Genomic DNA, 22,489 nt, shown 5'->3' with positions numbered 1-22,489 from the left:
GACTGACAGTAGGTAGGCGGTATCGAAACAGATCAGGTTTTCGGCAGCGTGACACCGCGCTGCCCTTGATACTTGCCGCCGCGATCGGCATACGACACGTCGCAGACCTCGTCGCTCTCGAAGAACAGCACTTGCGCGACACCCTCGTTCGCATAGATCTTCGCGGGCAGCGGCGTCGTGTTCGAGAACTCGAGCGTCACGTAGCCTTCCCATTCGGGTTCGAACGGCGTTACGTTGACGATGATTCCGCAGCGCGCATAGGTGGACTTGCCGAGGCAGACGGTCAGCACGGTGCGCGGAATGCGGAAATACTCGACGGTGCGCGCGAGCGCGAACGAATTCGGCGGAATGATGCAGACGTCGCCCTTGAAATCGACGAACGAGCCTTCGTCGAAGTTCTTCGGATCGACGATCGTCGAATTGATGTTCGTGAAGATCTTGAATTCGTCGGCGCAACGGATGTCGTAGCCGTAGCTCGACGTCCCGTAGCTGACGATCCTGCGGCCGTCCTCGGACGCGCGAACCTGATCGGGCACGAACGGCTCGATCATCTTGTGCTCTTCGGCCATGCGCCGAATCCACTTGTCGGACTTGATGCTCATAAAAAGGCGCCGGAAACGCTGCGTAACAGGAAAAAGCGTGGAAAAAGCACGGGGAGTGCGCGAAACAAACGCCGTCGAACCCGCACGACGCCACGAAAGGCGCACATTTTACGCGATCGCGACCGGCCGCGCGCCTACTGCCTGACCACTCCACACGCGAGCCCCGGCCCCGTGCCGTGCTGCGGGAACGCTGGATCGCCCGGATCGCGATGCACGAGCACCGAGCGGCCGAGCACCGAGCGCACGCCGTCGAGCGCGACGTCGGGCGCGACGATGAAGCCCGCGGCAACGCCGTTCGCATCAGCATGAATATTGCCGAGATCGCCGCCGACGCGCGCGCCCGCGCGCAGCCGGTCGGCCGCGGGCGCGAACACGGGGCCCGCGCTCGAGCCGTCGGCGGCGTTGCAGTCGCCGCGCTCGTGGATCTGCAGCGCATGATCGCTATTGGGCGGCAGGCCCGAGAAGTTGTACGTGACCTGCACGCCGTCCGGCCGCTCGACGAGCGTGACGGTGCCGCGCGCCTGGCTGCCGACCGTCGGCAGAAGCAGCGCGTCGGCGCGCTTGTCGCGCGGCGAGCCAAAGGAGGTGCAACCGGCCAGCAGGCCGCAAGCGACCAGGACAAGCGGCGCGTTCAGCGCAAACCAGCCTGGCCCGCCGTCGAATCGTCGTTTCATGCGCTCCTCATGCCGGGCGGCATGCATCGACTGGCAAGACGCCGGACAGAAAAGGGGACCATCGGGAAAGCCGTCATGATACCGTGACTCGTCACGCTACCAACATCCCCGGCCCCAAACCAGCCCGGCATTTTACGTATTTTGAACAACGATCGTCGGAAATTTCGACGTCATGTCGCGCGCCCGGTCGGCGATCGCGATCGCCACGCCCCGCGCGATCGCGCGGTAGCGCCCGGCGAGCTTGCCGTGCGGGTCCGCCGCGACGGTCGGCGCGCCGCGGTCCGCGTGCTCGCGAATCCGGATGTCGAGCGGCAGGCTGCCGAGCACGGTCACGCCGTATTGCGCCGCCATCCGCTCGGCGCCGCCCGCGCCGAACACGTGTTCCTCGTGTCCGCAATTCGAACACACGTGAATGCTCATGTTCTCGACGATGCCGAGAATCGGAATGTTCACCTTCTCGAACATCTTGAGGCCCTTTTTCGCATCGACGAGCGCGATGTCCTGCGGCGTCGTGACGATCACCGCGCCCGTCACCGGCACGCGCTGCGCGAGCGTCAACTGGATGTCGCCCGTGCCGGGCGGCATGTCGACGACGAGATAGTCGAGATCACGCCATGCAGTCTGGCGCAGCAGTTGCTCGAGCGCCGACGTCGCCATCGGGCCGCGCCAGACCATCGGATTGTCCTCGTCGACCAGAAAACCGATCGAGTTGGCCTGCAGGCCGTGGCCGACGAGCGGATTCATCGATTTGCCGTCGGGCGATTCGGGGCGCTCGTGCACGCCCAGCATCGTCGGCAGCGACGGGCCATAGATGTCGGCATCGAGAATGCCCACCGATGCGCCCTCCGCCGCGAGCGCAAGCGCAAGATTCACGGCGGTCGTGCTCTTGCCGACGCCGCCCTTGCCGGACGCCACAGCCACGATGTTCTTCACGTTCGGTAAAAGCTGCACGCCGCGCTGCACCGCATGCGCAACAATTTCCTGCGACACGCCGATGCGCGTGTCGCGCACGCCCGGCACCGCGGCAAGCGCGGCGGCAATGCGCGCGCGCGCATCGTCGAACTGGCTTTTCGCCGGATAGCCGAGCACGACGTCGGCGGCGAGCACGTCGCCGTCGATCGTGACGTTGCGGATACCGCGGTGGGCCGCATACGGCCGACCGGTGTTCGGGTCGACGACTGCCGCGAGTGCGGCGTCGACGAGCGCCCTGTCGATACTCATCAAAACTCCGTGAAAATAACGCTTGAAGTGTCTTGAATGTAAAGAATATTCAAATAACGGGGACGAAAGCGGAAAAAGTGAAAAAATTTATTGCCTGCCATTGCGTAAAGCCGGCTTGCGGCGCAATCTTCGCGGGCAGCACACTTCGGGGCCACATCGGCTTTATACCGCCTATATTGTAGAGGCTGGGGCGGACATGGTTCGAACAGCCATCCTGGCGAACAGGGCATGCCGCGAAAGCGGCCGGCCGCCGCGCCGGATGCCTGGCCAACCATGAGACTCGCATGCTGCGCAGTTGGCAGGAATCGCCCCGCCGAAAGAGCAGTTCTTTTTTTGTTCTTGTCGAATCAATACAGAGAGGAAATCAACATGAATACCAAAATCGCGACGCGCTTGTCCGTCTTCGCCCTCGCCGGCGCATTGCTGGCGGGCTGCGCATCCCAGCAGGGTACCAACACGGCAGTCGGCACGGGCACCGGCGCGGCGCTCGGCGCGGGTATCGGCGCACTGGCGGGCGGCGGCAAGGGCGCGGCGATCGGCGCCGGGGTCGGTGCGCTCGTCGGCGGCGTGACCGGCTACAACTGGCAAGCGATCAAGAACAAGCTCGCGCCGTCCGCGCAGCAGACGGGCACGCAGGTCACCGAGCAGCCGGACGGCTCGCTCAAGCTGAACGTGCCGAGTTCGGTCACGTTCGCGACCAATCAGTACGCCGTGACGCCCGCGTTCACGCCGCTGTTGAACGACCTCGCGTCGACGCTAAACCAGAACCCGCAGATCACCGCGTCGGTCGTCGGCTACACCGACAGCACCGGCTCGGCCGCGCATAACCAGACGCTGTCGCAAAATCGTGCGCAGAGCGTCGTGAACGCGCTCGCGCAGCGCGGCGTCGCGTCGGGCCGTCTGTCGGCGCAAGGCATGGGCGCATCGAACCCGATCGCAGATAACTCGACCGAAGCAGGCCGGGCGCAAAACCGTCGCGTCGAGATCTATCTGCGCGCACCGCAAGCCCAGCAGTAAGCACGGACACTGGAGAACGGCGCTCGAGGCCCGCCGGCCAAGGCGCTCGCGGCGCCCGGTAACAAATCGAAAAATTTTTCGAACTTCCCGGGCGCCGCGCAGTCTGTCTTTACGGTACGCGGCTGGTGCTGCCGGCGCGTCACCATTCTCCTCTTGTCGTTGTTGCTCCGGGGCCGCATTCGCCCCGGTTTTTTTTGTCTGCCGTTTTCGCCGTGCCTACGGCGGTCCGCCGCTCGGCCCGCGCGGTGCCGGAGAGCCGGCGCAGCCGTGCGGGTACCGCCGAACCGGCGCTGCCTTCCAGCATTCGTCCCGCTTTTCCGCTTCCATCACACATCGGCTGTCCGGCGCCGACGTCGCCCCGCTTTATTACGCGCTTCATTACGTTTCGTAAGCGCATGGCGGTGTGCGGTCAGCCCTGCGCTGCTCAATGGCGGTTCGCTCCGGGCGGTTCGTTCCAACCGACTATTGCGTCTCTTTCAACCCTTTCTATCGATCGATTGCGATCTACCGCGCCCCGTCGCTTATGCGTCGCCTCTGAATGAAATCGGCACCGGCCCGGGCATTGAACGCCGGCACCTGAACCAAACGCCGAACACGGGCGTGTTTCGGATCGTCTTCCGATTAGAATCCGATCGCAGCCGATATGCCATTCGATCTCGTCAGAACGCCAGGACATGGCATCGCCCGTATCCGCAACGGGCTCGCACGCCGGCCGCCGGATGCGGCGCGCCGGTATCCGCTCCCGGCTCCCGCCAACCGCCCTGCCAGGCCACCAAGCCGAGACTGCGCGCCAAAGTCGGCCCGCGCGCCCTCCTCCGCCGCCGCCACGCCGCGCGCAGCCCGCGATACACCGGCCGCCACCCTGCTAGAATCGCTGCTTCCCGACGTTTTCCTCGCAGTCCTTTTACAGCCCCCTATGTCCGCATCCGATCTCACTTCCGTGCAGGCCGGCGCGCCGCAACGCCGCCGCCAGATCCTCGTCACGTCCGCGCTGCCCTATGCGAACGGGCAACTCCACCTCGGCCATTTCGTCGAGTACATCCAGACCGACATCTGGGTGCGGGCGCTGCGAATGCACGGCCACGAGGTGTACTACATCGGCGCGGACGACACGCACGGCACGCCCATCATGCTGAGCGCGGAGAAGGCGGGCGTCACGCCGAAGCAACTGATCGAACGCGCGTGGCAAGAGCACAAGCGCGATCTCGACAGCTTCGCGATCTCGTTCGACAATTTCTACACGACCGATTCGCAAGAAAACCGCGAACTCAGCGAGAAGATTTATCTTGCATTGAAAGACGCGGGCCTGATCGCCGAGCGCGAAATCGAGCAGGCATACGATCCCGTCAAGGAAATGTTCCTGCCGGATCGCTTCATCAAGGGCGAATGCCCGAAGTGCCACGCGAAGGATCAATACGGCGATAGCTGCGAAGTATGCGGCAGCACCTATCAGCCGACGGAACTGCTGAATCCGTACTCGGTCGTCTCGGGCGCGACGCCCGTGCGCAAGCGTTCCACTCATCACTTCTTCAGCCTGTCCGATCCGCGCTGCGAGGCGTTCCTGCGCAAATGGGTAAGCGGGCTCGCGCAACCCGAGGCGATCAACAAGATGCGCGAATGGCTCGGCGAGGCGGGCGACGCGAAGCTCGCCGACTGGGACATCTCGCGCGACGCGCCGTACTTCGGCTTCGAGATTCCCGGCGCGCCCGGCAAGTACTTCTACGTGTGGCTCGACGCGCCCGTCGGCTACTACGCGAGCTTCAAGCATCTGTGCGCGCAGCGCGGCATCGATTTCGACGCGTGGGTGAGCAAGGGCGCGACGGCCGAGCAGTACCATTTCATCGGCAAGGACATCCTGTATTTCCACACGCTGTTCTGGCCCGCGATGCTCGAATTCTCCGGCTACCGCACGCCGACCAACGTGTTCGCGCACGGCTTCCTGACGGTCGACGGCGCGAAGATGTCGAAGTCGCGCGGCACGTTCATCACCGCGCAAAGCTACATCGACACGGGCCTGAACCCCGAATGGCTGCGCTACTACTTCGCGGCGAAACTCAACGCGACGATGGAAGATCTCGACCTGAACCTCGAGGATTTCCAGGCGCGCGTGAACAGCGATCTCGTCGGCAAATACGTGAACATCGCGAGCCGCGCGGCGGGCTTCCTGATCAAGCGCTTCGATGGGCGCGTGCAGGACAGCGCGATGAATCATCCGCTCGTCGCAACGCTGCGCGCGGCGATTCCTCACATCGCCGCGCACTACGAGGCACGCGAGTACGGCCGTGCGCTGCGCCAGACGATGGAGCTTGCCGACGCGGTCAACAGCTATGTCGATACCGCGAAACCGTGGGATCTCGCGAAGGACCCGGCGAACGCCGTCGCACTGCACGAGACTTGCAGCGTGAGCCTCGAAGCGTTCCGGCTGTTGTCGCTTGCGCTCAAGCCGGTGCTGCCGCGCGTCGCGGAAAATGTCGAGGCGTTCTTCGGCATCGCACCGCTTGCGTGGGCCGACGCGGACAAGCCGCTGTCGTCGGCGCAGCCGATCCGCGCGTATCAGCACCTGATGACGCGCGTCGATCCGAAGCAGATCGATGCGCTGCTCGCCGCGAACCGCGGATCGCTGGACGGCGCCAACGCGGCAGCGAGCGCTGCAGGCGCGAAGGGCGCGAAGGGCGGAAAAGACGCGACGGACGCCAAAACCGCGTCCGCCGGCGACGCATCGCCGTTCATCGCGATCGACGATTTCGCGAAAATCGATCTGCGGATCGCGAAGATCGTCGCGTGCGAGGCGGTCGACGGCTCGGACAAGCTGCTGCGCCTCACGCTCGACGTCGGCGAGGAAAAAACCCGCAACGTGTTCTCCGGGATCAAGTCCGCGTACCGGCCGGAGGATCTCGTCGGCAAGCTGACGGTGATGGTCGCGAATCTCGCGCCGCGCAAGATGAAGTTCGGCGTGTCCGAAGGGATGGTGCTCGCCGCGTCGGCGGCCGACGAGAAGGCCGAGCCGGGCCTCTATATCCTCGAGCCGCATAGCGGCGCGAAGCCTGGCATGCGCGTGAGTTGAGCGTCGGCGGCGGCCGCGCCGCCGCGTCGGAAACGAAAAAGAAGGGCCGCGTTTGCGCGGCCCTTCGCGCTTTTCTCTTACGCGTCGGCGCGCAACGTTGCGTCTTCGTCATGGATCGACGCGGCTCGATTACCTAAGCGCGCCATCACCACCATCGATCAAAACGCCGCGTGTAGTTCAGATCGACACCCTGGAACGTGCCGCCGTAAGCGGACACCGCCCAGAAACGCGTCAGGTTGATCGTCACCTTGAACGCATTGCTCGCCGACTGGAGCCCCTGCTCGTAACCGAGCACGAAGCGTTCGTTGATCGCCTTCGAGATCTGCACCACTTGAGGATCGGTCAGACCGACGTCGCTGCGCCCGATCGAGATTTCGTCGAGCCCGACGCTCTGCGCGACGCGCTTGCCAGTCGCGCTGCCGAGCAGCGCGAGCGCCGTCGTCATCGCGTTTTGCTGGCCGAGGTTGTTGCCCTGATCGGTGCCGTGGCCGAACAACAACCATGACAACTTCTCGTTGTCCGTCACGTTCGGCTCCGACACGAGTTTCACGCTCGGCGACTGCACCGTGCCCGTCACCTGCACGCCCGCCTCGACCTCCTGATTGCGGCGCATCGCGAGAATGTTGATGCCCGGGTTCGACACCGGCCCGTTGAACGTGAAAAAACCGTTCTCGATCGCGAGCTTGCGGCCGAACGACGTATAGGTCGAGCCCTCGGTCACGCGCACGTTGCCGACCGCGCGCAGCGGCGCGCCGGGCGCGCTCATCACCGTGACCGTGCCGCGCAGCCTCAAGTCCGCGCCGTGCCCCTTGAAGCGGAAATCGTCGCCGAGCGAAATGTCGATGTTCGCGCGCGGCGCGAGCGACGGCGCGCGCTTGTCGGACGCCGCTACGGACTTCGCCGCCGCGGTGCCGGACTTCACGTCGCCGCGCTCGATGCTGCCCGGCCGCACGATCACCACGTCGTCGGACAGATGGGGCGCGGCGGCCTCCGGCAAGTCGAACAGCGCATGATCGACGGCGAACTTGCCGTTGATCGCGATGCCGCCGCGCGGCGCGTCGTTTCCGACGGTCGCATTGCCCGACAGCGACAGCTTGCGGTCCGGCGCCGCGAACAGCTCGAGCTTGTCGGCGACGATGCTCGCCGTCAGATCGGGTTCGCTGCCGTCGAGCCGCACGCGGCCGAGCGCGCGCAGCGTGCCGTTGCCGCCATGAAACTCCACCTGCTGGAACTCGACGAGATTCTCGGTCAGCTTCACGCGCACGATCCCGTCCTTCAACTGCACGCCCTGATCGACGAGCGTGGCCGACAGGTTGTCGCCGGTAAGCATGCCCGACAGATTCGGCTTGGCCGGCGTGCCGGCAAGCGTGAGCCTGAGCGACGCGCGCCCGTCGAGCAGATAGCTCGGCCCGAACAGTCCACCCGTGACCTTGAGCGCGGGAATATCGGCATCGATGCGGCCTGCGAGCGGGGCGTCCTGCGCGATGCCGAACACGCCGTCGCGCAGCGCGAAAGGCACCGCGGCGTTCGCATCGAGCGTGCCGATCCGGGTGGCCTGCGCATGCGCCGTCACGTTGAGCCGGTTGCCCGGCGCGAACGCCGCGCGCGCCGATAGATCGGCAATGCCGAGCGCCGCGATCCCCCGGCCGGTTTCGAGCGTCACGTCGCCGCTCCTGCGCTTGATCTGCAGATGCCCGGATGCGGCGTCGGCGAGCGCGATATCCCAATCGCCGTCAAGGATCAAATCGGTACGCAACGGCGAGCGCTGGCCCGTCAGCTCCGCGCGGATTTCGAGCGCGCGCGCAACCGACAGATTGGTAATCGAGCCGGCCGTGCGCAGCCGGCCGCGCTCGAGCGCGAACGACTTCAGATCGAGCAGCGCGCCCTCGATCGACAGCTTCGCCGCGGACAGCATCACGCGCTGCGCGCCCGCCGACACCGTGACCGGCGCGTCGAGCGACACCGACGGCGTGCCGCGGTTCGACAAGCGCGTGACGGTGCCGTCCCAGCGCACGCCGTCGCGCGTATCGACGAGGCCCCCGTTGGCCGCGACGGTGAAGTTGATCGCACGGCCGTCCGCATTGCCGAGCGCGGCCGCATCGAACGTGTGCTTCGCGCGCGTGCCATTGAGGCGCGCGGACAGTGTCTTCAGGCCGATGCCGCCGAATGCGAGATCGCTTGCGTCGGCGCTCAACACGAGTGCGCCTTGCGCGCCGTCGCGGATGTCCACGCGGCCCTGCGCCGCGCCGATCCGGTTCGAACCGAACACGACGCCGCTTGCCGTGTACTCCGCGCTCACGTTCGGGTGTGCGAACGAACCCGTGAGATCGCCGTGCGCCCGCACGAGGCCGGCGAGGCCGAAGCCGAGACGATCGAGCTGCGGCGCGTCGACGTCGAAGCGCAGCCGGTCGCCCGGCGCGCCGAAGCTGCCGCGCAGATCGACCTGGTTGCCCGCGATCGACAGATTCGCGTTGCTCGGCAGGATGCGCTCGCCCGCCACCTGCACCGTGCCCTCGCCCGTCATCGGCAAACCGTCGTAGACGCTATCGCCGAGCTTGAACTGCGCTTTCGTCGAGAAGCCGGGCGCAAGCGCGCCGGTCGCGGCAAGCGTGCCGTTCACGCGCGCGTGGCCCGCGCGCGGGCCGGCCGCGGCCTGTACGGGCCGGCTGCCGCGCCCCGCCTCGCGCGCAGGCGCGCCCGCAGCCGGATTCGACCCGTGCGCGCCGCCGCTGCCGCCACGCTTGGCTCCCGATGCCGAGCCAGCCGCGGCGAGCGCGAGCGGATCGAAATCGACGAGCTTCGCCTTCAGATCGTACGTGGAGCGCGCATCGTGCTTGAGCACGCCCGCAAGTTCGACGCGCCCCTTGCCGGCCGTCACGCGCGCATCGGAAATCGTGGTCTGCCGTGCGTCGAGCGCGACCTTCGCCTTGGCGCCGAGCGCGAGCTTCGCGTCGGCGAGATCGAAATCGACGTTCTGCTTGCCGGGTTCGAGCGCGACGCCGACCGGCCCCGCGAGCCGCATCGGCCTGAGCGCGGCGACGAACGCGTTCAGATCGAGATTCGCGACCTTCAGATCGAACCGCCCGCGGCCGTGCGCGAGCGCGCCGCCGCCTGTCACGCTGCCGTCGCGGATCGTGCGCACGGCAAGCGCGTCGATGCGCTGCGCATTCGCGTCGAGCCGCACCTTCGCGTGCGCATCGACGAGCGGCAGCAGGCCGTCGCCGAGCGTGCCGGGCTTCGCATTGACGATTGACACCGGCCCGGCGACGACAAACGCGTTCGGCGCCTTCGGATCGGGCGTCGCGGGCTCGAGCTGGGCCCGCACCGCGAGATCGGCAACGGGCGCGCCCGGCGACAGCGCGCGCGGGTTCACGTGATCGAACACGGCGCTCGCGCGCTTGAGCGGCACGTCGGCGAACGGCGCGGCTTCGACATGCGCGCGCCCCGCGAGCTTCATGCCCGATGCGTCAAGCTCGGCGACGAGCGCCTCGAGCGAGCCCGACACGCGTGCGCGCGCATCCACCGGTTCGCCCGCGAGCTTGCCGGCGTAAGTTGCATCGCCGTCGATCGGAAACGGCCGCACGCCGTCGAGCCGGGCCCGCGCGCTCAGCGCGCCGAACGGCGTATCGAGGCGCTCGAGCGTCGCGTCGTGGATGCGGCCGTCGCTCCTGCCGCGCAGGATCAGCCGATTCAGTTCGGTCGTCGAGCCGGCATCGTGGATCAACAGCTTGTCGAAGCGCAGATCGTCGATCGCGAGTTGCAGCGGCAGGCGCAGATCGCGCGGCGTGGAGGCGGGCGACGGCGGCGACGGCGCGATCCGCACGTCGATCGTGCCCGCGCGCAGCGACGCGATCGCGAGCCGCAACGGTGCGCGCGTGAGCGCCCAGCGGCCCGCGATCCGGTCGATCCGCACTTCGGTGCCCGAGCCGTCCGGACTCGTCCACGCGAAATGCGACAGCCTCACGCCGGTGGCAAGCGCGCCGCCGTCGAGCGTGCCCGACAGGCGCCCGCCGAGCAGCTTCACGGCCGCGTGCCACGCAAGCTGCGTGCCGCGCTGCGTCGTCGCGGCGGCAACGAGCGCCCCCCCCGCCGCGACGACGAGCGCAAGCGCGACGAGTGCCGTCCAGCCGAGCGCGGCGCACGCGCGGCGCGCGCGCGAGCGCTTCGGCCGCGGCGCGCGCGGGCCGCCGCCGTCGGGCGTTTGCGCGTCGGGCGTCGAGCCGGCTGGAGCGCCGCTCGGCGCGTGGTCGGGGGTCGGTTCGGACACGTCCTTCGTCATGCGAAATCAAAAAATCAGAATGCGATGCCAAGCGTCAAATACGGACGCACGCTCTTGTTTTTCAGCCCATATGCGAGATCGAAATTGACTGGGCCGACCGGGCTGCGCCAGCGCACGCCGACGCCCGCGCCCGGATAGAACACCTTCTCGCCCCATGCGTCGGTGGCGGTGCCGATGTCGAAGAACGTCGCGGCGCCCCAGTCGCGGTTGAACCAATGCTGATATTCGGCCGTGCCCGTCATCAGATATTTGGTCGGCAGCGTCGAGCCGTTGACGGTGTTGCCGATGCTCTGATAGCCATAGCCGCGCACCGAGTTCGAGCCGCCCGCGCGAAACAGCAGCGACGCCGGCACGCCGGACGAGCTGCCGCTCGTAAACACGCCGCCCAGCTCCGCGCGGAACACGAACAGGTCGCGCTTGCCGATCGGCACGTATTGCTGGCCGCGCGCGTAGCCGCGGATGAACGTCTGGTCGGTGAGCACGCCCTTCACCGCGAAGCCCGCCTCCGCGTGCAACAGGTTGCCCGAGCGCGGAAACAGCGGATCGTCGACGTTGCGCCGCGTCCATGCCCACTGCGGCACGAGCGCGCGGCTCGTGGTCGGGCTGGCGCCGTTGCGGTCGAGCCGGTCCTGGTAGAACATCAGCGAATACGAATAATCGATGAACTGGCCGTTGCGGGTGCGTTGCAGGCCCGCCCGCGCGCTGTAGATCCGCGTGTCCGACACGTTGGTGTTCGTGTACGACGCGAGTGCGCTGTTCGTCCATCCGCGCGCGCCCGGCGGCATCGACAGCTGGATCTGCCCGTACTGCTGGATCTGGTCGACCCGCCCCGAAAACGACAGCGGCCACGCGGCGCCGAACGTGTTCAGGTACGTGTACGAGCCTTGAACATGCGGGCCCGTGTCGGTCGCGTAGCCAATCCCGCCGCGCACGTTGTTGTACGGATATTCGCTGACCTTCACGTGGACCGGCGAATGCTGCGGATGCTCCACGTCGCTCGACACGTCGATCGCCACGCTCGCGTAATACGGCGTGTTCTGCACCTGCCGCTGCAGCTCGGCGATGCGCCTCGCATCGTAAATCTCGCCGGCCGCGAGCGGATTCACGTTGCGCACGATCTTCTCGGGATAGCGGCGCACACCGGACACGTCCAGCTCGCCAAGCGTAAACGTCGGGCCGCTGTCGAATGTCACCGCGAGCTTCGCGCTGCGCGTGCGCGGATCGATCCGTGCTTCGGACGACGCGATCTTCGCGCCGAGATAACGGCGCGACTGCAACTGCGTGAGCGCTGCCTGCTTCGCGTCGTCCCAGCCGGATTGCGTGAACGCATCGCCCGGTTTCAGCGAAAACGCCCCGCGCGCCGCCGCCTCCTGCTTCGGGTCTTCTTGTTCGACGGGCCCGGCAAATGTCAGATCGACCGCCGACACGCTCGTCTGCGGCCCCGGATCGACCGCCACCGTCACCTTGCGCTTGCCGTCCGTGGTGCGCACGTCGGTACGCACCACGGGCGAAAAATAGCCGGCCGTCGCCGTGAGATCGCGCACTTGCTGCGGCGCGGCCGTCACGAGGAATTCGAACTGATCCTCGCTCAGGTCGTCGCGTTTCGCGAAACGGGCAAGGTCGAGATGCTGCTTGAGCAAACTTTTGACCGAGCGCGGCGCATCGATTTCGACTGTGTATTTCGCGCAAGCCGGCATGGCGAAAGACACGCTCGCGCAGCCGGCGAAAAACACCCGCAAACCGAGCCGCGCAAGCGGACGCGGCGCGAAACGAAGCGCGAGGCCGCCGCCGGCGGGCTCTGCGAAATCCCACCCCGGCACGCCGCGTGCGGCGCGCGCGAGCGCTTGCTGCCGTGATACCCGCCCAGCCAAACATGACCTCCGTGACAAGAATGTTTCTTCGGACCACCGCCATTTGACCACACTGCAGCGCCCGCGAACCGTATGACAGGCCGCGTTGCACCGCATCACGAAATGCGGCGGCCGCGCTTTCGACGCCGTTTTGCCGCCGACCGTTCCCCACGTTGCGGTAGAATTCGACCGAACGTATTCGCCGGCACCTGCCCGCCTTGAACGCCTGCCTTGAACGGAAAGCCAGCCATGCCGTACCAGTCCGACATCACGCAATTCCTGAATCAGTTGAAGCAGCAAAAGCCGACGCTCGAAGAAGAGCAGCGCAAGGGGCGCGCGCTCCTGTGGGACAAGCAGCCGATCGATCTCGACGAGCGCGCCGAGCAGCAGCAATCGCGCGTGCAACAGACCCCTTACGTCTACTATCAAAACTTCTGACGCCGTGAGCGCCGCCGACGAGGCCAGCGCGGGCGCGCCGCCCGAAGACGCGCTCGCCGCGCACGCGGGCGCCGATTCGACGCCGGACACGGTCGACGGCGTCGCGGCGTTCGCGCGCCTGTACGGCGAGCCGCTCTTCAAGCTGCCGCAGGATCTGTACATCCCGCCCGACGCGCTCGAAGTCTTTCTCGAGACGTTCGAAGGCCCGCTCGACCTGCTGCTGTACCTGATCCGCAAGCAGAATTTCAACGTGCTCGACATCCCGATGGCGGAAGTCACCGCGCAATATCTCGGCTATGTCGACCAGATCCGCGAATCGAATCTCGAACTCGCGGCCGAATATCTGCTGATGGCGGCGATGCTGATCGAGATCAAGTCGCGCATGCTGCTGCCGGTGAAGAAGGCGGACACCGGCGAGGAAGCGGAGGACCCGCGCGCCGAACTCGTGCGGCGCCTGCTCGAATACGAGCAGATGAAGCTCGCCGCGCAACGTCTCGACCAGCTCCCGCAGCTCGGCCGCGATTTCCTGCGCGCCGAGGTGTACATCGAGCAGAGCATCACGCCGCGCTTTCCCGACGTGAACGCCGACGACCTGCGCGCCGCATGGGCCGATGTGCTCAAACGCGCGAAGCTCGTTCAGCACCATAAAATTTCGCGCGAGGAGCTGTCGGTGCGCGAGCATATGAGCCTTATCCTGCGCAAGCTGCAGAACGCGCGCTTCATGGAATTCGCCGATCTGTTCGATACGTCGCGCGGCGTGCCCGTCGTCGTCGTCAACTTCATCGCGATGCTCGAACTCGCGCGCGAATCGCTCGTCGAAATCACGCAAGCCGAGCCGTTCGCGCCGATCTACGTGCGGCTCGCGTATCTGCCCGCCTGAGTGGAGTTCGAGGTTCAGGCGCGGCGTGTGCGTGCGGCACGTGGCGCATGGCACGCCGCGTGCCGCCTACGATCGCCGCGCAATGCCGGCCGCCATCATTTGGCATGACGCGGTTGTCCGCCGAATGTATCGTCGCGGCCATCCGTGTGTGGGTCCGCCGCCCTTTTGCCGATTTTCGCTCGCTACTGCGGTTTGCCGTAACCGTAGCCGCTGCCGTTCGGCGCTTTCGTCTGACGTGGCCGCCGCCGTCCGCTTGGCGGTTCGACTTCGACGCACATCCTCCGCCGCCGGCCCGCCCGCGCCTGCCGTCTCCACCGCCGCGGACCATCCGGCTAAGCGCCCAGCCAGACAAATGGTTGGCGCCGTCTCGATTCAGCCCCATTTTCTATTCGCCGACCGCCGTTGTCGCGCTCATCCGTCCGATTAAAATGAACGATCGTGCTTTTATCGATGCGTTAAAACAGCAAATCCTCTACAATCGCCCACGCCCGACGCCCCGCCGGCGTCGCGCGACGTTTACCCTGCCTTGCCGCTCCCACGCGGCGCACGCACCGACCGCGCGAGGAACCGCGAACTCATGAAAGTCATCAGCTCGATCCAGGAATTGCGCGACCAGTTGCGCGGCCAGAACCGCACGGCCTTCGTGCCGACGATGGGCAACCTGCACGAAGGCCATCTGTCGTTGATGCGGCTCGCGCGCCAGCACGGCGACCCCGTCGTCGCGAGCATCTTCGTGAACCGCCTGCAATTCGGCCCGAACGAGGATTTCGACAAATATCCGCGCACGCTGCAGGACGACATCGACAAACTGCAAAAGGAAAACGTCTACGTGCTGTTCGCGCCAACCGAGCGCGACATGTATCCCGAACCGCAGGAGTACCGGGTGCAGCCGCCGCATGATCTCGGCGACATCCTCGAGGGCGAATTCCGCCCCGGTTTCTTCACCGGCGTGTGCACGGTCGTCACGAAGCTGATGGCGTGCGTGCAACCGCGCGTCGCGGTATTCGGCAAAAAGGATTATCAGCAGCTCATGATCGTGCGCCGCATGTGCCAGCAGCTTGCGCTGCCCGTCGAGATCATCGCGGCCGAAACCGTGCGCGATGCCGATGGGCTCGCCCTGTCGTCGCGCAACCGCTATCTGAGCCCCGCCGAGCGCGCGCAAGCGCCCGAGTTGCAAAAGACACTCGCGCGCGTGCGCGAAGCGGTGCTCGGCGGCACGCGCGATCTCGCGGCGCTCGAGCGCGACGCGCACGATACGCTTGCCGCGCGCGGCTGGCAGCCCGATTACGTGTCGATCCGCCGGCGCGCGAACCTCGTCGCGCCGACAGACGCCGAAATCGATGCCGGCGAGCCGCTCGTCGTGCTTGCGGCGGCCAAGCTCGGCGCGACGCGCCTCATCGACAATCTCGAAATCTGACGCGCGTCTGCGCGAACCCGACGTTATATTGAGCGAGTTGCACCCAGGAGCCACCATGCAGCGCCACATGCTGAAATCGAAGATCCACCGCGCGGCAGTCACGCATTGCGAACTGCATTACGAAGGCTCATGCGCGATCGACGAAGATCTGCTCGAAGCCGCGAACATCGTCGAAAACGAGCGGATCGACATCTGGAACATCAACAACGGCGAGCGCTTCTCGACCTACGCGATCAAGGGCGAGCGCGGCAGCGGGATGATCTCGCTGAACGGCTCGGCCGCGCGCCGCGCGCAGCTGGGCGACCTCGTCATCATCGCGGCGTTTGCGATGATCGACGACGCGGAATTGAAAGCGGGCTGGAAACCCGACCTGGTGTTCGTCGACGAGCATAACAAGATCAAGGGCAGCCGCGATCACGTGCCGACGCAGACCTGGACGTAACCATGCTGCCGCGCTCGGCGCGGCGCCGGCCGATACCCGCGCTTCGGGATGCCGCACTTTTTGCGGCTCACGACGCGCGGCGCGCCGCCGGGCCTCCCGGGCAGACAAACGCTTTTCCCGATACCCGCCCGCGCTGCGCGAGCGCCATTCGCGATCGCGCTGTGATGTGCGCTGATCAAACGCCCCGGCAGGCAGGTCGCAGATCTATCGTCCCATCCTGCCCCGGCGGCATGCCGCCGTCCGAATGCGCCGCTATCGCGCCTTTTTTCGCTCCGCCCACTCGACGATCGGCAGCCATTGTTCGAGATCCTTGTCGACGCGGCTTTTCGCAACATCCCAAAGCGTCAGCCCATGTGCGGCAAGTTGGACATAGTTCTGCGTGTCGCGAAGGTAGCCGAGCACGGGCAAATCGAGCCCTTCGACGAAACGGTGAAGCTGCTCGGCCGAGCGCGTGCGCGCATCGACCCGCATCCCGACAACGCCGACCTCGATCGTCCCCTTTTTTACCGCCTTCTCGCTGGCGAGCCGCTGAAGGAATTGCTGCGTCGCAAGAATATCGAACATCGACGGCTGTAGCGGCACGATCACCTTATCGGCAAACTCGAGCGCGACGTTCAGGCGGTTGCCGTGCAAGCCGGCCGGCGTATCGACGATCGCGTATTCGAGGCCGCGCGGCGGCTTGGACGGAGTATCGGGATCGAGCGCCCAGGTCTCGATCACGGGCAGCGCCGCCGGGCGCAGGTCGAGCCACGTATGCGCGGACTGCTGCCGGTCGAGATCGGCCAGCGCGGTCCACGCGCCCTGCGCCGCAAAATACCCAGCCAGATTGGTGGACAGCGTGCTCTTGCCAACGCCGCCCTTCGGATTCGCCACCACGATCACCGTCATGAATTCCCCCGAGGAAGCCGCGCGGCGCGGCGGCGAGCGTGCGCCGCCGCGCCGCGAAAAAAAGCGGATACAGGGAGCGATGATATCGGCAAATGACGTTGCGCCGAAGCGACCGTCGCGTTGATCGGACGAACGGTCGGCCGCCGGAACGTTCCGGCGTCGAGCACCCGCGTCATTCTATATGGGGCCTGACCACTATCGCGTGTCACCCTTCGCACTCGATCTGCGCGCCGGTGCCATACCGCTCGACCGGCATCGCAGACGGCGCGCATCGCATTCACGATGCGTTGCCAAGCGACGCGACGCGTGACGTCGCGCCGGCGTCTATCTACCTGCGCTGAATGACCGGAACGACCGGCCGCCGAATCCCACCGGCATGAGGCATGCTCACACCCTTTCTTTGTTGCACAAACGGCTGCGGCGCCGGCGACTCAAATCCACCGTCCGTCTCGCCGGCCCACGGAATGACGCAAACGCGAACCGGGCGCATGGACGAAAAACGTATTGCCCGCCCCAACCCGCCGGGCGTGGCCCGTCACGCAGATGACTTTTTCCCGCTTTCCGCGCGCAACCGCTCCATCAACGCGAGGATTTCCGGCCGCCGCTCATGTTTGGCCGTGACCAAATAGTATCCAAGCGGACTCTCGACAACGCGGCGGCTCAATCGAACCAGCCTGTTTTTACGCAGCCACGATTGCGCCAGCGGCATGCGCGCCAACGCGATGCCCAAGCCGGCCTGGGCGGCGGCGAGCACCAGGCTGTAATCCTCGAAGCGCCGGTCTTGCACTCTCGGCTTTACGCCGTGCCCTTGCCCGGCCAACCAGGTTCGCCAGCCGGTCAGGTCGGAATCATGCAGCAGCGCAAAACTAAGCCACTCGACGCCGTCGTCGGCTGACAGTTTCGCCGCGAGATCGGGATGAGCGACGGGATACAACGTCTCCGCGAAAAATAACTCCGCATGGACATTCGGCCAGGTTCCGCGGCCATAGCGGATCGCCAAATCGACTTCCCCGCCCGATACATCCGATAAGCGGGAGCTGATGTCCAACTGGACTCTCAGCGGCGGAGGGCCAGCTTCGAGCGCACCCAGGCGTTCGAAAAGCCAAAGCTCGGCAAACGCGGGCAGAACGCTCATCTTCACCTGACGAGCGCGGCCATGCGCATGCCATTGGACCGCTGCGTTGTCGATGATGCTGAACGCCTCCTCGATGCGCCCCACGAAACGCTGGCCGTCGGGAGTCAAGCGAACGCCACGGCCATGACGCTCGAAGAGCGGAATGCCGAGCCAGTTTTCCACGGCGCTGATGCGGCGGCTGACCGCGCCATGCGTGATGCCGCTCACGCTCGCGGCAGCGCTGAGCGATCCTTCCCGGGCGACCAGGCAGACGGTTTCAAGGTTCGCAAGCGGTGGCCGCGCAGTCGAGCTGTGTTTCACGTTCATATCTCACTAGCGATTTATGCGCTAGCTTAACAGTGGGCCGCTGCGCAAAAATAGTGGATCAAAGCATGAGTCACGGGTTTCCGACGCCTTGGGAAAAACCGTCGGCACATTGCTCGAATTCACAACGATGCCGTGGAATAACAGATCTTCTAATGCAAATAGTCTCACTGCGCACGACTCGCCCTCACGAAAATAAGCGCACGGCTTTTCATGCGCAACGCATCGGGCCGTTCCCGGCATCCGCATGGACCTCGCGCCTCGGTTTGTCGATACGGCATTCAAAGTTAATCGGCAACGCTTCCGTGCCAAGATGCATCAAACCATTTTCTGCGAGTGGAAAACCCGACTTAAAGCGAAGAATTCGAATGCCGAGCCTCAGCTCCAGCCCCTCTGCGTCAAACGCCTCCGGCACGGGCGATCTATAAACCTTAGAAAGGCGATGACGATGTCGGTTTGCGGTGCCTACTGTGGCGGGCCCTGCCTCTCTCGCCACCTCCTTGCGGCCCAAGGAGAAGCGCCGTTTTTTGGGAAGGTGCGCCATGCCCAGGGCGCGCCCACAACGGGCGCGCCATTTTTTTGCTTTATATACCGGAGCAACGTGATGCGCAATCCGCAATTTTATTCATTATTTAAATTCGGAAAAATCATGTCGAAAGTCAGCCCACATTCCACTCTATTCATCATCGTCATGAATGCACGAATTCACTTAAAAATCGGCGGATTTTCCAGATCTGATCGTCATGTCGCACGTCGTACCCCCAGCTTGCCGATCGGCTGACCGCTTGCGATCATTTACTCGCTCCGCATTACGCGACGCGTAGGGTTCCCTTCATCGCGGGAACAACCGATAGACGATCAATTGGCGACAAAGTATTCTCGCCGAATCGCATCACTTGAAAATCCACTTCGATGCATGGCCCGCGCAAAGCGAAGCACGGCTCCCGGGCAAACGCATCAACGCGGATAGCGCACCGATTCAACCCCGGGCCGACACAAGAGCGTCAACGCGGCGATGGCGTCGCCGAAACCAGGCGCGCAGCGGCGAAACCAACGAATTGCCCACCCGGGCCCTATAACCTTTACCTGTAGGAGCAACAAATGAAAAAAGTGGGCTTGATCGGCTGGCGCGGCATGGTGGGCTCGGTGCTCGTCAAGCGGATGCTCGACGAAGGGGATTTCAAGCGCATTTCGCCTTATTACTTCAGCACGTCGTCGGCCGGCGCCGAGCATGTCGACGCGCTCGGCGCCCGGCGCACGTTGCTCGATGCCACGTCGATTCCGCAACTCGCCGACATGGACGTCATCGTCAGTTGCCAGGGCGGCGATTATACGAAGGCGGTCTACAACGATCTGCGCGGCGGCGGCTGGAGCGGCTACTGGATCGACGCCGCATCGGCGAAGCGGATGGACGCCGATTCGATCATCGTGCTCGACCCGCTCAATCACGAGCAAATCCACGCGGGGCTCGATTCCGGCATCAAGAACTTCATCGGCGGCAATTGCTCGATCACGCTGACGCTGCTCGGCTTGGCCGGTCTGTTCCGAGAGGGCCTCGTCGACTGGCTCAGCACGATGACCTATCAGGCCGCGTCCGGCGCGGGCGCCGCGAACGTGCGCGAATTGCTGTCGCAGATGGCGCATCTGTCGGACAAGGTGCGAAACGCGCTCGACGATCCGGGCACGCCGGTCATCGACCTCGTCGCGCAGGCGCGCGACGCGCTTGCCGATCCCGCGTTGCCGCGCGATGCGTTCGGCGGCGTCGCGCTGGCGGGCAGCCTGATTCCGTGGATCGACGCGGATCTCGGCAACGGCATCAGCCGCGAGGAGTGGAAGGGCGAAGTCGAAACCAACAAGATCCTCGGCCTGCCGCCTGGCACGATCGGCGTCGACGGCCTGTGCATCCGCGTGCCCGTGCTGCAAAGCCATGCGGCGGCCGTCACGCTGAAGCTGAAGGAGGATCTGCCCGTTCATCGGCTCGAGTCGATCATCCAAAACGCGCACGAATGGGTCGAGTACGTGCCGAATCTCAGGACGGATACGTTGCAGCGGTTGTCGCCCGCGGCCGTGAGCGGCACGTTGAAGGTCGGCGTCGGGCGTCTGCGCAAGCTCGGGCTCGCGGACAATCTGTACAGCGTGTTTACCGTCGGAGATCAGCTTTTGTGGGGCGCCGCCGAACCGCTGCGGCGGATGCTGGGCATTTTGCTCGAACGCTGAAATCGCGCCCCCTGACCTCTCAACCCCGGCGGCCGCCCGCTCGTTGGCGAATTGGCGAATCGAGCCCGCCGGCAGTTTCTCTATTTAGGGCCGCCGGTCGCAACTAGGCCGGCCATTGCGTTGACGGGGGGAGGCCAGGCGGGCTCACGCTCGCCGGCGCAGTGCTCGTCAATACGCTCGCCGCCGCCGGTTGGTTCAGCGGCATCATCGATAATCCGAAGCGCGTCGGATCGCCCATCCGGGTGCTCAAGTGAATTCAGCCTCCGGCTCGATCGGTTCGCCGAGTTCCGCCCTCACGCAAACGCGCCGAACACCCGCTCGATATCCAAATGCTCGGCGAGCGTATCCGCCAGCCGCTCCAGCGATGCCTCGCGCAGCGCCGGATAATCGACCGGCGCCGCGCCATCCAGCCCCGCCCATTCGGTCAGCGCCGCGCACGCGTCGGGCGTGTCGAAAAGGCCGTGCACGTAGGTCGCGAGAATCTGTCCGTCCGCCGACACCGCGCCGTCCGGCCGCTCGCCGTCGGGCCCGGCAAGCATGAGCGCGGGCGACGCGAGTGCCGGCCCGCGGGTCTGCCCCATGTGGATCTCGTAGCCCGCGACGCGCGCGGGCGCGCCGCCTAACGCAAGCCGACCCGCAAGCCGCCCCGTCACGTTGACGAGCGTTTTCTCGCGCGTGAGCGTCGTCGCGTAATCGAGCAAGCCGAAGCCCGCGCTTGCCGCACCCGCCGCGCCCTCGACGCCGTGCGGATCGTCGAGCGTCGCGCCGAGCATCTGCATGCCGCCGCAGATGCCGATCAGCTTGCCGCCGTAGCGCAGATGGCGCTTGACGACGGCCTCCCACCCCGCCTCGCGCAGCCACGCGAGATCGGCGAGCACGTGCTTCGAGCCGGGCAGGATCAGCAGGTCGGCGGCCGGCACCGGGCCGCTCTTCCAATACGTGAAGTCGATGCGCGGATGCGCGCGCAGCGGATCGAAATCGGTATGGTTGCTGATTCGCGGCAGCGCGGGCACGACGACGCGCAGCACGCCGGCGTCGCCGCCCGCCGCGGCCGAGCGCGCGGCCTTCGGCAGCATGTCCTCCGCGTCGAGCATGAGCCCGTGCAGATACGGCAGCACGCCGAACACGGGCTTGCCCGTGTGCTGCTCGAGCCAGCGCAGCCCCGGTTCGAGCAGCGCGGGATCGCCGCGAAACCGGTTGATCACGAAGCCGCGCACGCGCGCACGCTCGCTCGCCGACAAGCACGCGAGCGTGCCGACGAGATGCGCGAACACGCCGCCGCGATCGATGTCCGCGACCAGCACGACCGGACAATCGACGGCTTCGGCAAACCCCATGTTCGCGATGTCGCCCTCGCGCAGATTGATTTCGGCGGGACTGCCCGCGCCCTCGACGATCAACGCGTCATAGCCGCGTTGCAACCGGCGGTACGATTCGAGCACGGCTTGCATCGCGACGGGCTTGTAGCCGTGATACGCGCGCGCGTCGAGATTCATGCGCGCCTTGCCGTGGATGATGACCTGCGCGCCGCGATCGCCGGTGGGCTTGAGCAGCACCGGGTTCAGGTCGGTATGCGCGTCGATGCCGGCCGCGAGCGCCTGCAATGCCTGCGCGCGGCCGATCTCGCCGCCGTCGGCGGTGACCGCGCTGTTGAGCGCCATATTTTGCGGCTTGAACGGCGCGACGCGCACGCCCGCGCGGCGCGCGAGCCGGCACAGGCCCGCGACCAGCGTGCTCTTGCCCGCGTCGGACGTCGTACCTTGGATCATCAGCGTGCCGCGCGGGCGTGGAAGCGAAGCAAAAGCGTGAGCGGTCATCGTATCGGTGCGGACGAAATGGGAATCGGCAAAATCGGTTGGTGAAACGGGTTGCGAAACGGGTTGAGAAACGGGTCGGTAAAACGGCGCGGTGAACCGGGCCGCGAGCGTGGAACCGCCGAGCGGCATGCCGGTTCGATGCGCGGTACCCGGGCGCGGATTGCGTGCGGTCCGAGCGTGATCCGGTGGCGGTCCGGGAGCAACCCGCGTGCGGCCCCAAGCGGCCCAAGTGTGCCCCAGGCGCG

16 protein-coding genes are annotated in these 22,489 nt (G+C 65.9%); 8 read left to right on the top strand and 8 right to left on the bottom strand.

Annotated features, from left to right (window positions below; translation table 11 throughout):
- Positions 1 to 32: 32 nt before the first annotated feature.
- From dcd to apbC, 3 genes are all read right to left on the bottom strand, one after another.
- A complete protein-coding gene (gene dcd / locus BSIN_RS01355) occupies positions 33 to 602 on the bottom strand; it encodes a dCTP deaminase (RefSeq protein ID WP_006398615.1) in 570 nt (189 codons plus the stop codon).
- A gap of 134 nt (positions 603 to 736) precedes the next feature.
- The gene (locus BSIN_RS01350) at positions 737 to 1,276 is read right to left on the bottom strand and encodes a superoxide dismutase family protein (RefSeq protein WP_059520587.1); all 540 of its coding nucleotides are present in this window, start codon (positions 1,274 to 1,276) and stop codon (positions 737 to 739) included.
- Positions 1,277 to 1,408: 132 nt separating this feature from the next.
- Complete coding sequence (gene apbC, locus BSIN_RS01345) at positions 1,409 to 2,497, bottom strand: iron-sulfur cluster carrier protein ApbC (RefSeq protein ID WP_089339259.1); 1,089 nt, start codon at positions 2,495 to 2,497, stop codon at positions 1,409 to 1,411.
- A gap of 369 nt (positions 2,498 to 2,866) precedes the next feature.
- On the opposite strand from apbC, the gene BSIN_RS01335 reads away from it, so the two are divergent.
- Both BSIN_RS01335 and metG read left to right on the top strand, forming a co-directional pair.
- Positions 2,867 to 3,514, top strand: a complete 648-nt coding sequence (locus BSIN_RS01335) for a YiaD family glycine zipper/OmpA-like lipoprotein (protein ID WP_059520588.1) — start codon at positions 2,867 to 2,869, stop codon at positions 3,512 to 3,514.
- A gap of 916 nt (positions 3,515 to 4,430) precedes the next feature.
- Positions 4,431 to 6,578: a methionine--tRNA ligase gene (gene metG, locus BSIN_RS01325; RefSeq protein WP_089339258.1), complete on the top strand. Its 2,148-nt coding sequence runs from the start codon at positions 4,431 to 4,433 to the stop codon at positions 6,576 to 6,578.
- A 145-nt stretch (positions 6,579 to 6,723) separates the two neighbouring features.
- On the opposite strand, the gene BSIN_RS01320 is transcribed toward metG, so the two are convergent.
- Both BSIN_RS01320 and BSIN_RS01315 read right to left on the bottom strand, forming a co-directional pair.
- Positions 6,724 to 10,857: a translocation/assembly module TamB domain-containing protein gene (locus BSIN_RS01320; protein ID WP_089339257.1), complete on the bottom strand. Its 4,134-nt coding sequence runs from the start codon at positions 10,855 to 10,857 to the stop codon at positions 6,724 to 6,726.
- A 14-nt stretch (positions 10,858 to 10,871) separates the two neighbouring features.
- Positions 10,872 to 12,728: an autotransporter assembly complex protein TamA gene (locus BSIN_RS01315; protein ID WP_083237325.1), complete on the bottom strand. Its 1,857-nt coding sequence runs from the start codon at positions 12,726 to 12,728 to the stop codon at positions 10,872 to 10,874.
- 228 nt (positions 12,729 to 12,956) lie between these two features.
- Between BSIN_RS01315 and BSIN_RS01310 the strand changes: the two genes are divergently transcribed.
- The 4 genes from BSIN_RS01310 (at position 12,957) to panD (ending at position 15,884) form a co-directional block, all read left to right on the top strand.
- Positions 12,957 to 13,145: a DUF3460 family protein gene (locus BSIN_RS01310; protein WP_059520589.1), complete on the top strand. Its 189-nt coding sequence runs from the start codon at positions 12,957 to 12,959 to the stop codon at positions 13,143 to 13,145.
- A 4-nt stretch (positions 13,146 to 13,149) separates the two neighbouring features.
- Positions 13,150 to 14,025, top strand: a complete 876-nt coding sequence (locus BSIN_RS01305) for a segregation and condensation protein A (RefSeq protein ID WP_089339256.1) — start codon at positions 13,150 to 13,152, stop codon at positions 14,023 to 14,025.
- A gap of 577 nt (positions 14,026 to 14,602) precedes the next feature.
- Positions 14,603 to 15,442 carry a pantoate--beta-alanine ligase gene (panC, locus tag BSIN_RS01300; protein WP_089339279.1) on the top strand — a complete coding sequence of 280 codons (840 nt, stop codon included), beginning with the start codon at positions 14,603 to 14,605 and terminating at the stop codon, positions 15,440 to 15,442.
- A 55-nt stretch (positions 15,443 to 15,497) separates the two neighbouring features.
- Complete coding sequence (gene panD / locus BSIN_RS01295) at positions 15,498 to 15,884, top strand: aspartate 1-decarboxylase (protein ID WP_059520392.1); 387 nt, start codon at positions 15,498 to 15,500, stop codon at positions 15,882 to 15,884.
- A gap of 252 nt (positions 15,885 to 16,136) precedes the next feature.
- Here panD and BSIN_RS01290 read toward each other — a convergent pair whose 3' ends face one another.
- Both BSIN_RS01290 and BSIN_RS01285 read right to left on the bottom strand, forming a co-directional pair.
- Positions 16,137 to 16,772: a ParA family protein gene (locus tag BSIN_RS01290; protein WP_069234850.1), complete on the bottom strand. Its 636-nt coding sequence runs from the start codon at positions 16,770 to 16,772 to the stop codon at positions 16,137 to 16,139.
- A gap of 535 nt (positions 16,773 to 17,307) precedes the next feature.
- Complete coding sequence (locus tag BSIN_RS01285; RefSeq protein WP_089339255.1) at positions 17,308 to 18,213, bottom strand: LysR substrate-binding domain-containing protein; 906 nt, start codon at positions 18,211 to 18,213, stop codon at positions 17,308 to 17,310.
- Positions 18,214 to 18,457: 244 nt separating this feature from the next.
- Between BSIN_RS01285 and BSIN_RS25005 the strand changes: the two genes are divergently transcribed.
- Positions 18,458 to 18,991 carry a hypothetical protein gene (locus tag BSIN_RS25005; RefSeq protein WP_143757259.1) on the top strand — a complete coding sequence of 178 codons (534 nt, stop codon included), beginning with the start codon at positions 18,458 to 18,460 and terminating at the stop codon, positions 18,989 to 18,991.
- A gap of 320 nt (positions 18,992 to 19,311) precedes the next feature.
- The gene (gene asd / locus BSIN_RS01280; RefSeq protein ID WP_069234851.1) at positions 19,312 to 20,427 is read left to right on the top strand and encodes an aspartate-semialdehyde dehydrogenase; all 1,116 of its coding nucleotides are present in this window, start codon (positions 19,312 to 19,314) and stop codon (positions 20,425 to 20,427) included.
- Between the two features lie 293 nt (positions 20,428 to 20,720).
- Here the strand turns inward: asd and BSIN_RS01275 are convergent, their stop codons facing one another.
- A complete protein-coding gene (locus tag BSIN_RS01275) occupies positions 20,721 to 22,244 on the bottom strand; it encodes a cobyric acid synthase (protein ID WP_143757257.1) in 1,524 nt (507 codons plus the stop codon).
- Between the last annotated feature and the right edge of the window lie 245 nt (positions 22,245 to 22,489).

Source organism: Burkholderia singularis (assembly GCF_900176645.1).
Lineage (GTDB): Bacteria > Pseudomonadota > Gammaproteobacteria > Burkholderiales > Burkholderiaceae > Burkholderia > Burkholderia singularis.
This window is presented reverse-complemented; position numbering and strand designations above follow the sequence as displayed.

Excerpts from the sequence above, each read along its gene's own strand:
- BSIN_RS01320 (WP_089339257.1), bottom strand. The coding sequence starts at position 10,857 with ATGACGAAGGACGTGTCCGAACCGACCCCCGACCACGCGCCGAGCGGC.
- BSIN_RS01285 (WP_089339255.1), bottom strand. The coding sequence starts at position 18,213 with ATGAACGTGAAACACAGCTCGACTGCGCGGCCACCGCTTGCGAACCTT.
- metG (WP_089339258.1), top strand. The coding sequence starts at position 4,431 with ATGTCCGCATCCGATCTCACTTCCGTGCAGGCCGGCGCGCCGCAACGC.
- BSIN_RS01275 (WP_143757257.1), bottom strand. The coding sequence starts at position 22,244 with ATGACCGCTCACGCTTTTGCTTCGCTTCCACGCCCGCGCGGCACGCTG.
- dcd (WP_006398615.1), bottom strand. The coding sequence starts at position 602 with ATGAGCATCAAGTCCGACAAGTGGATTCGGCGCATGGCCGAAGAGCAC.
- BSIN_RS01350 (WP_059520587.1), bottom strand. The coding sequence starts at position 1,276 with ATGAAACGACGATTCGACGGCGGGCCAGGCTGGTTTGCGCTGAACGCG.
- asd (WP_069234851.1), top strand. The coding sequence starts at position 19,312 with ATGAAAAAAGTGGGCTTGATCGGCTGGCGCGGCATGGTGGGCTCGGTG.
- panD (WP_059520392.1), top strand. The coding sequence starts at position 15,498 with ATGCAGCGCCACATGCTGAAATCGAAGATCCACCGCGCGGCAGTCACG.
- BSIN_RS01290 (WP_069234850.1), bottom strand. The coding sequence starts at position 16,772 with ATGACGGTGATCGTGGTGGCGAATCCGAAGGGCGGCGTTGGCAAGAGC.
- apbC (WP_089339259.1), bottom strand. The coding sequence starts at position 2,497 with ATGAGTATCGACAGGGCGCTCGTCGACGCCGCACTCGCGGCAGTCGTC.
- BSIN_RS25005 (WP_143757259.1), top strand. The coding sequence starts at position 18,458 with ATGGACCTCGCGCCTCGGTTTGTCGATACGGCATTCAAAGTTAATCGG.
- panC (WP_089339279.1), top strand. The coding sequence starts at position 14,603 with ATGAAAGTCATCAGCTCGATCCAGGAATTGCGCGACCAGTTGCGCGGC.
- BSIN_RS01335 (WP_059520588.1), top strand. The coding sequence starts at position 2,867 with ATGAATACCAAAATCGCGACGCGCTTGTCCGTCTTCGCCCTCGCCGGC.
- BSIN_RS01310 (WP_059520589.1), top strand. The coding sequence starts at position 12,957 with ATGCCGTACCAGTCCGACATCACGCAATTCCTGAATCAGTTGAAGCAG.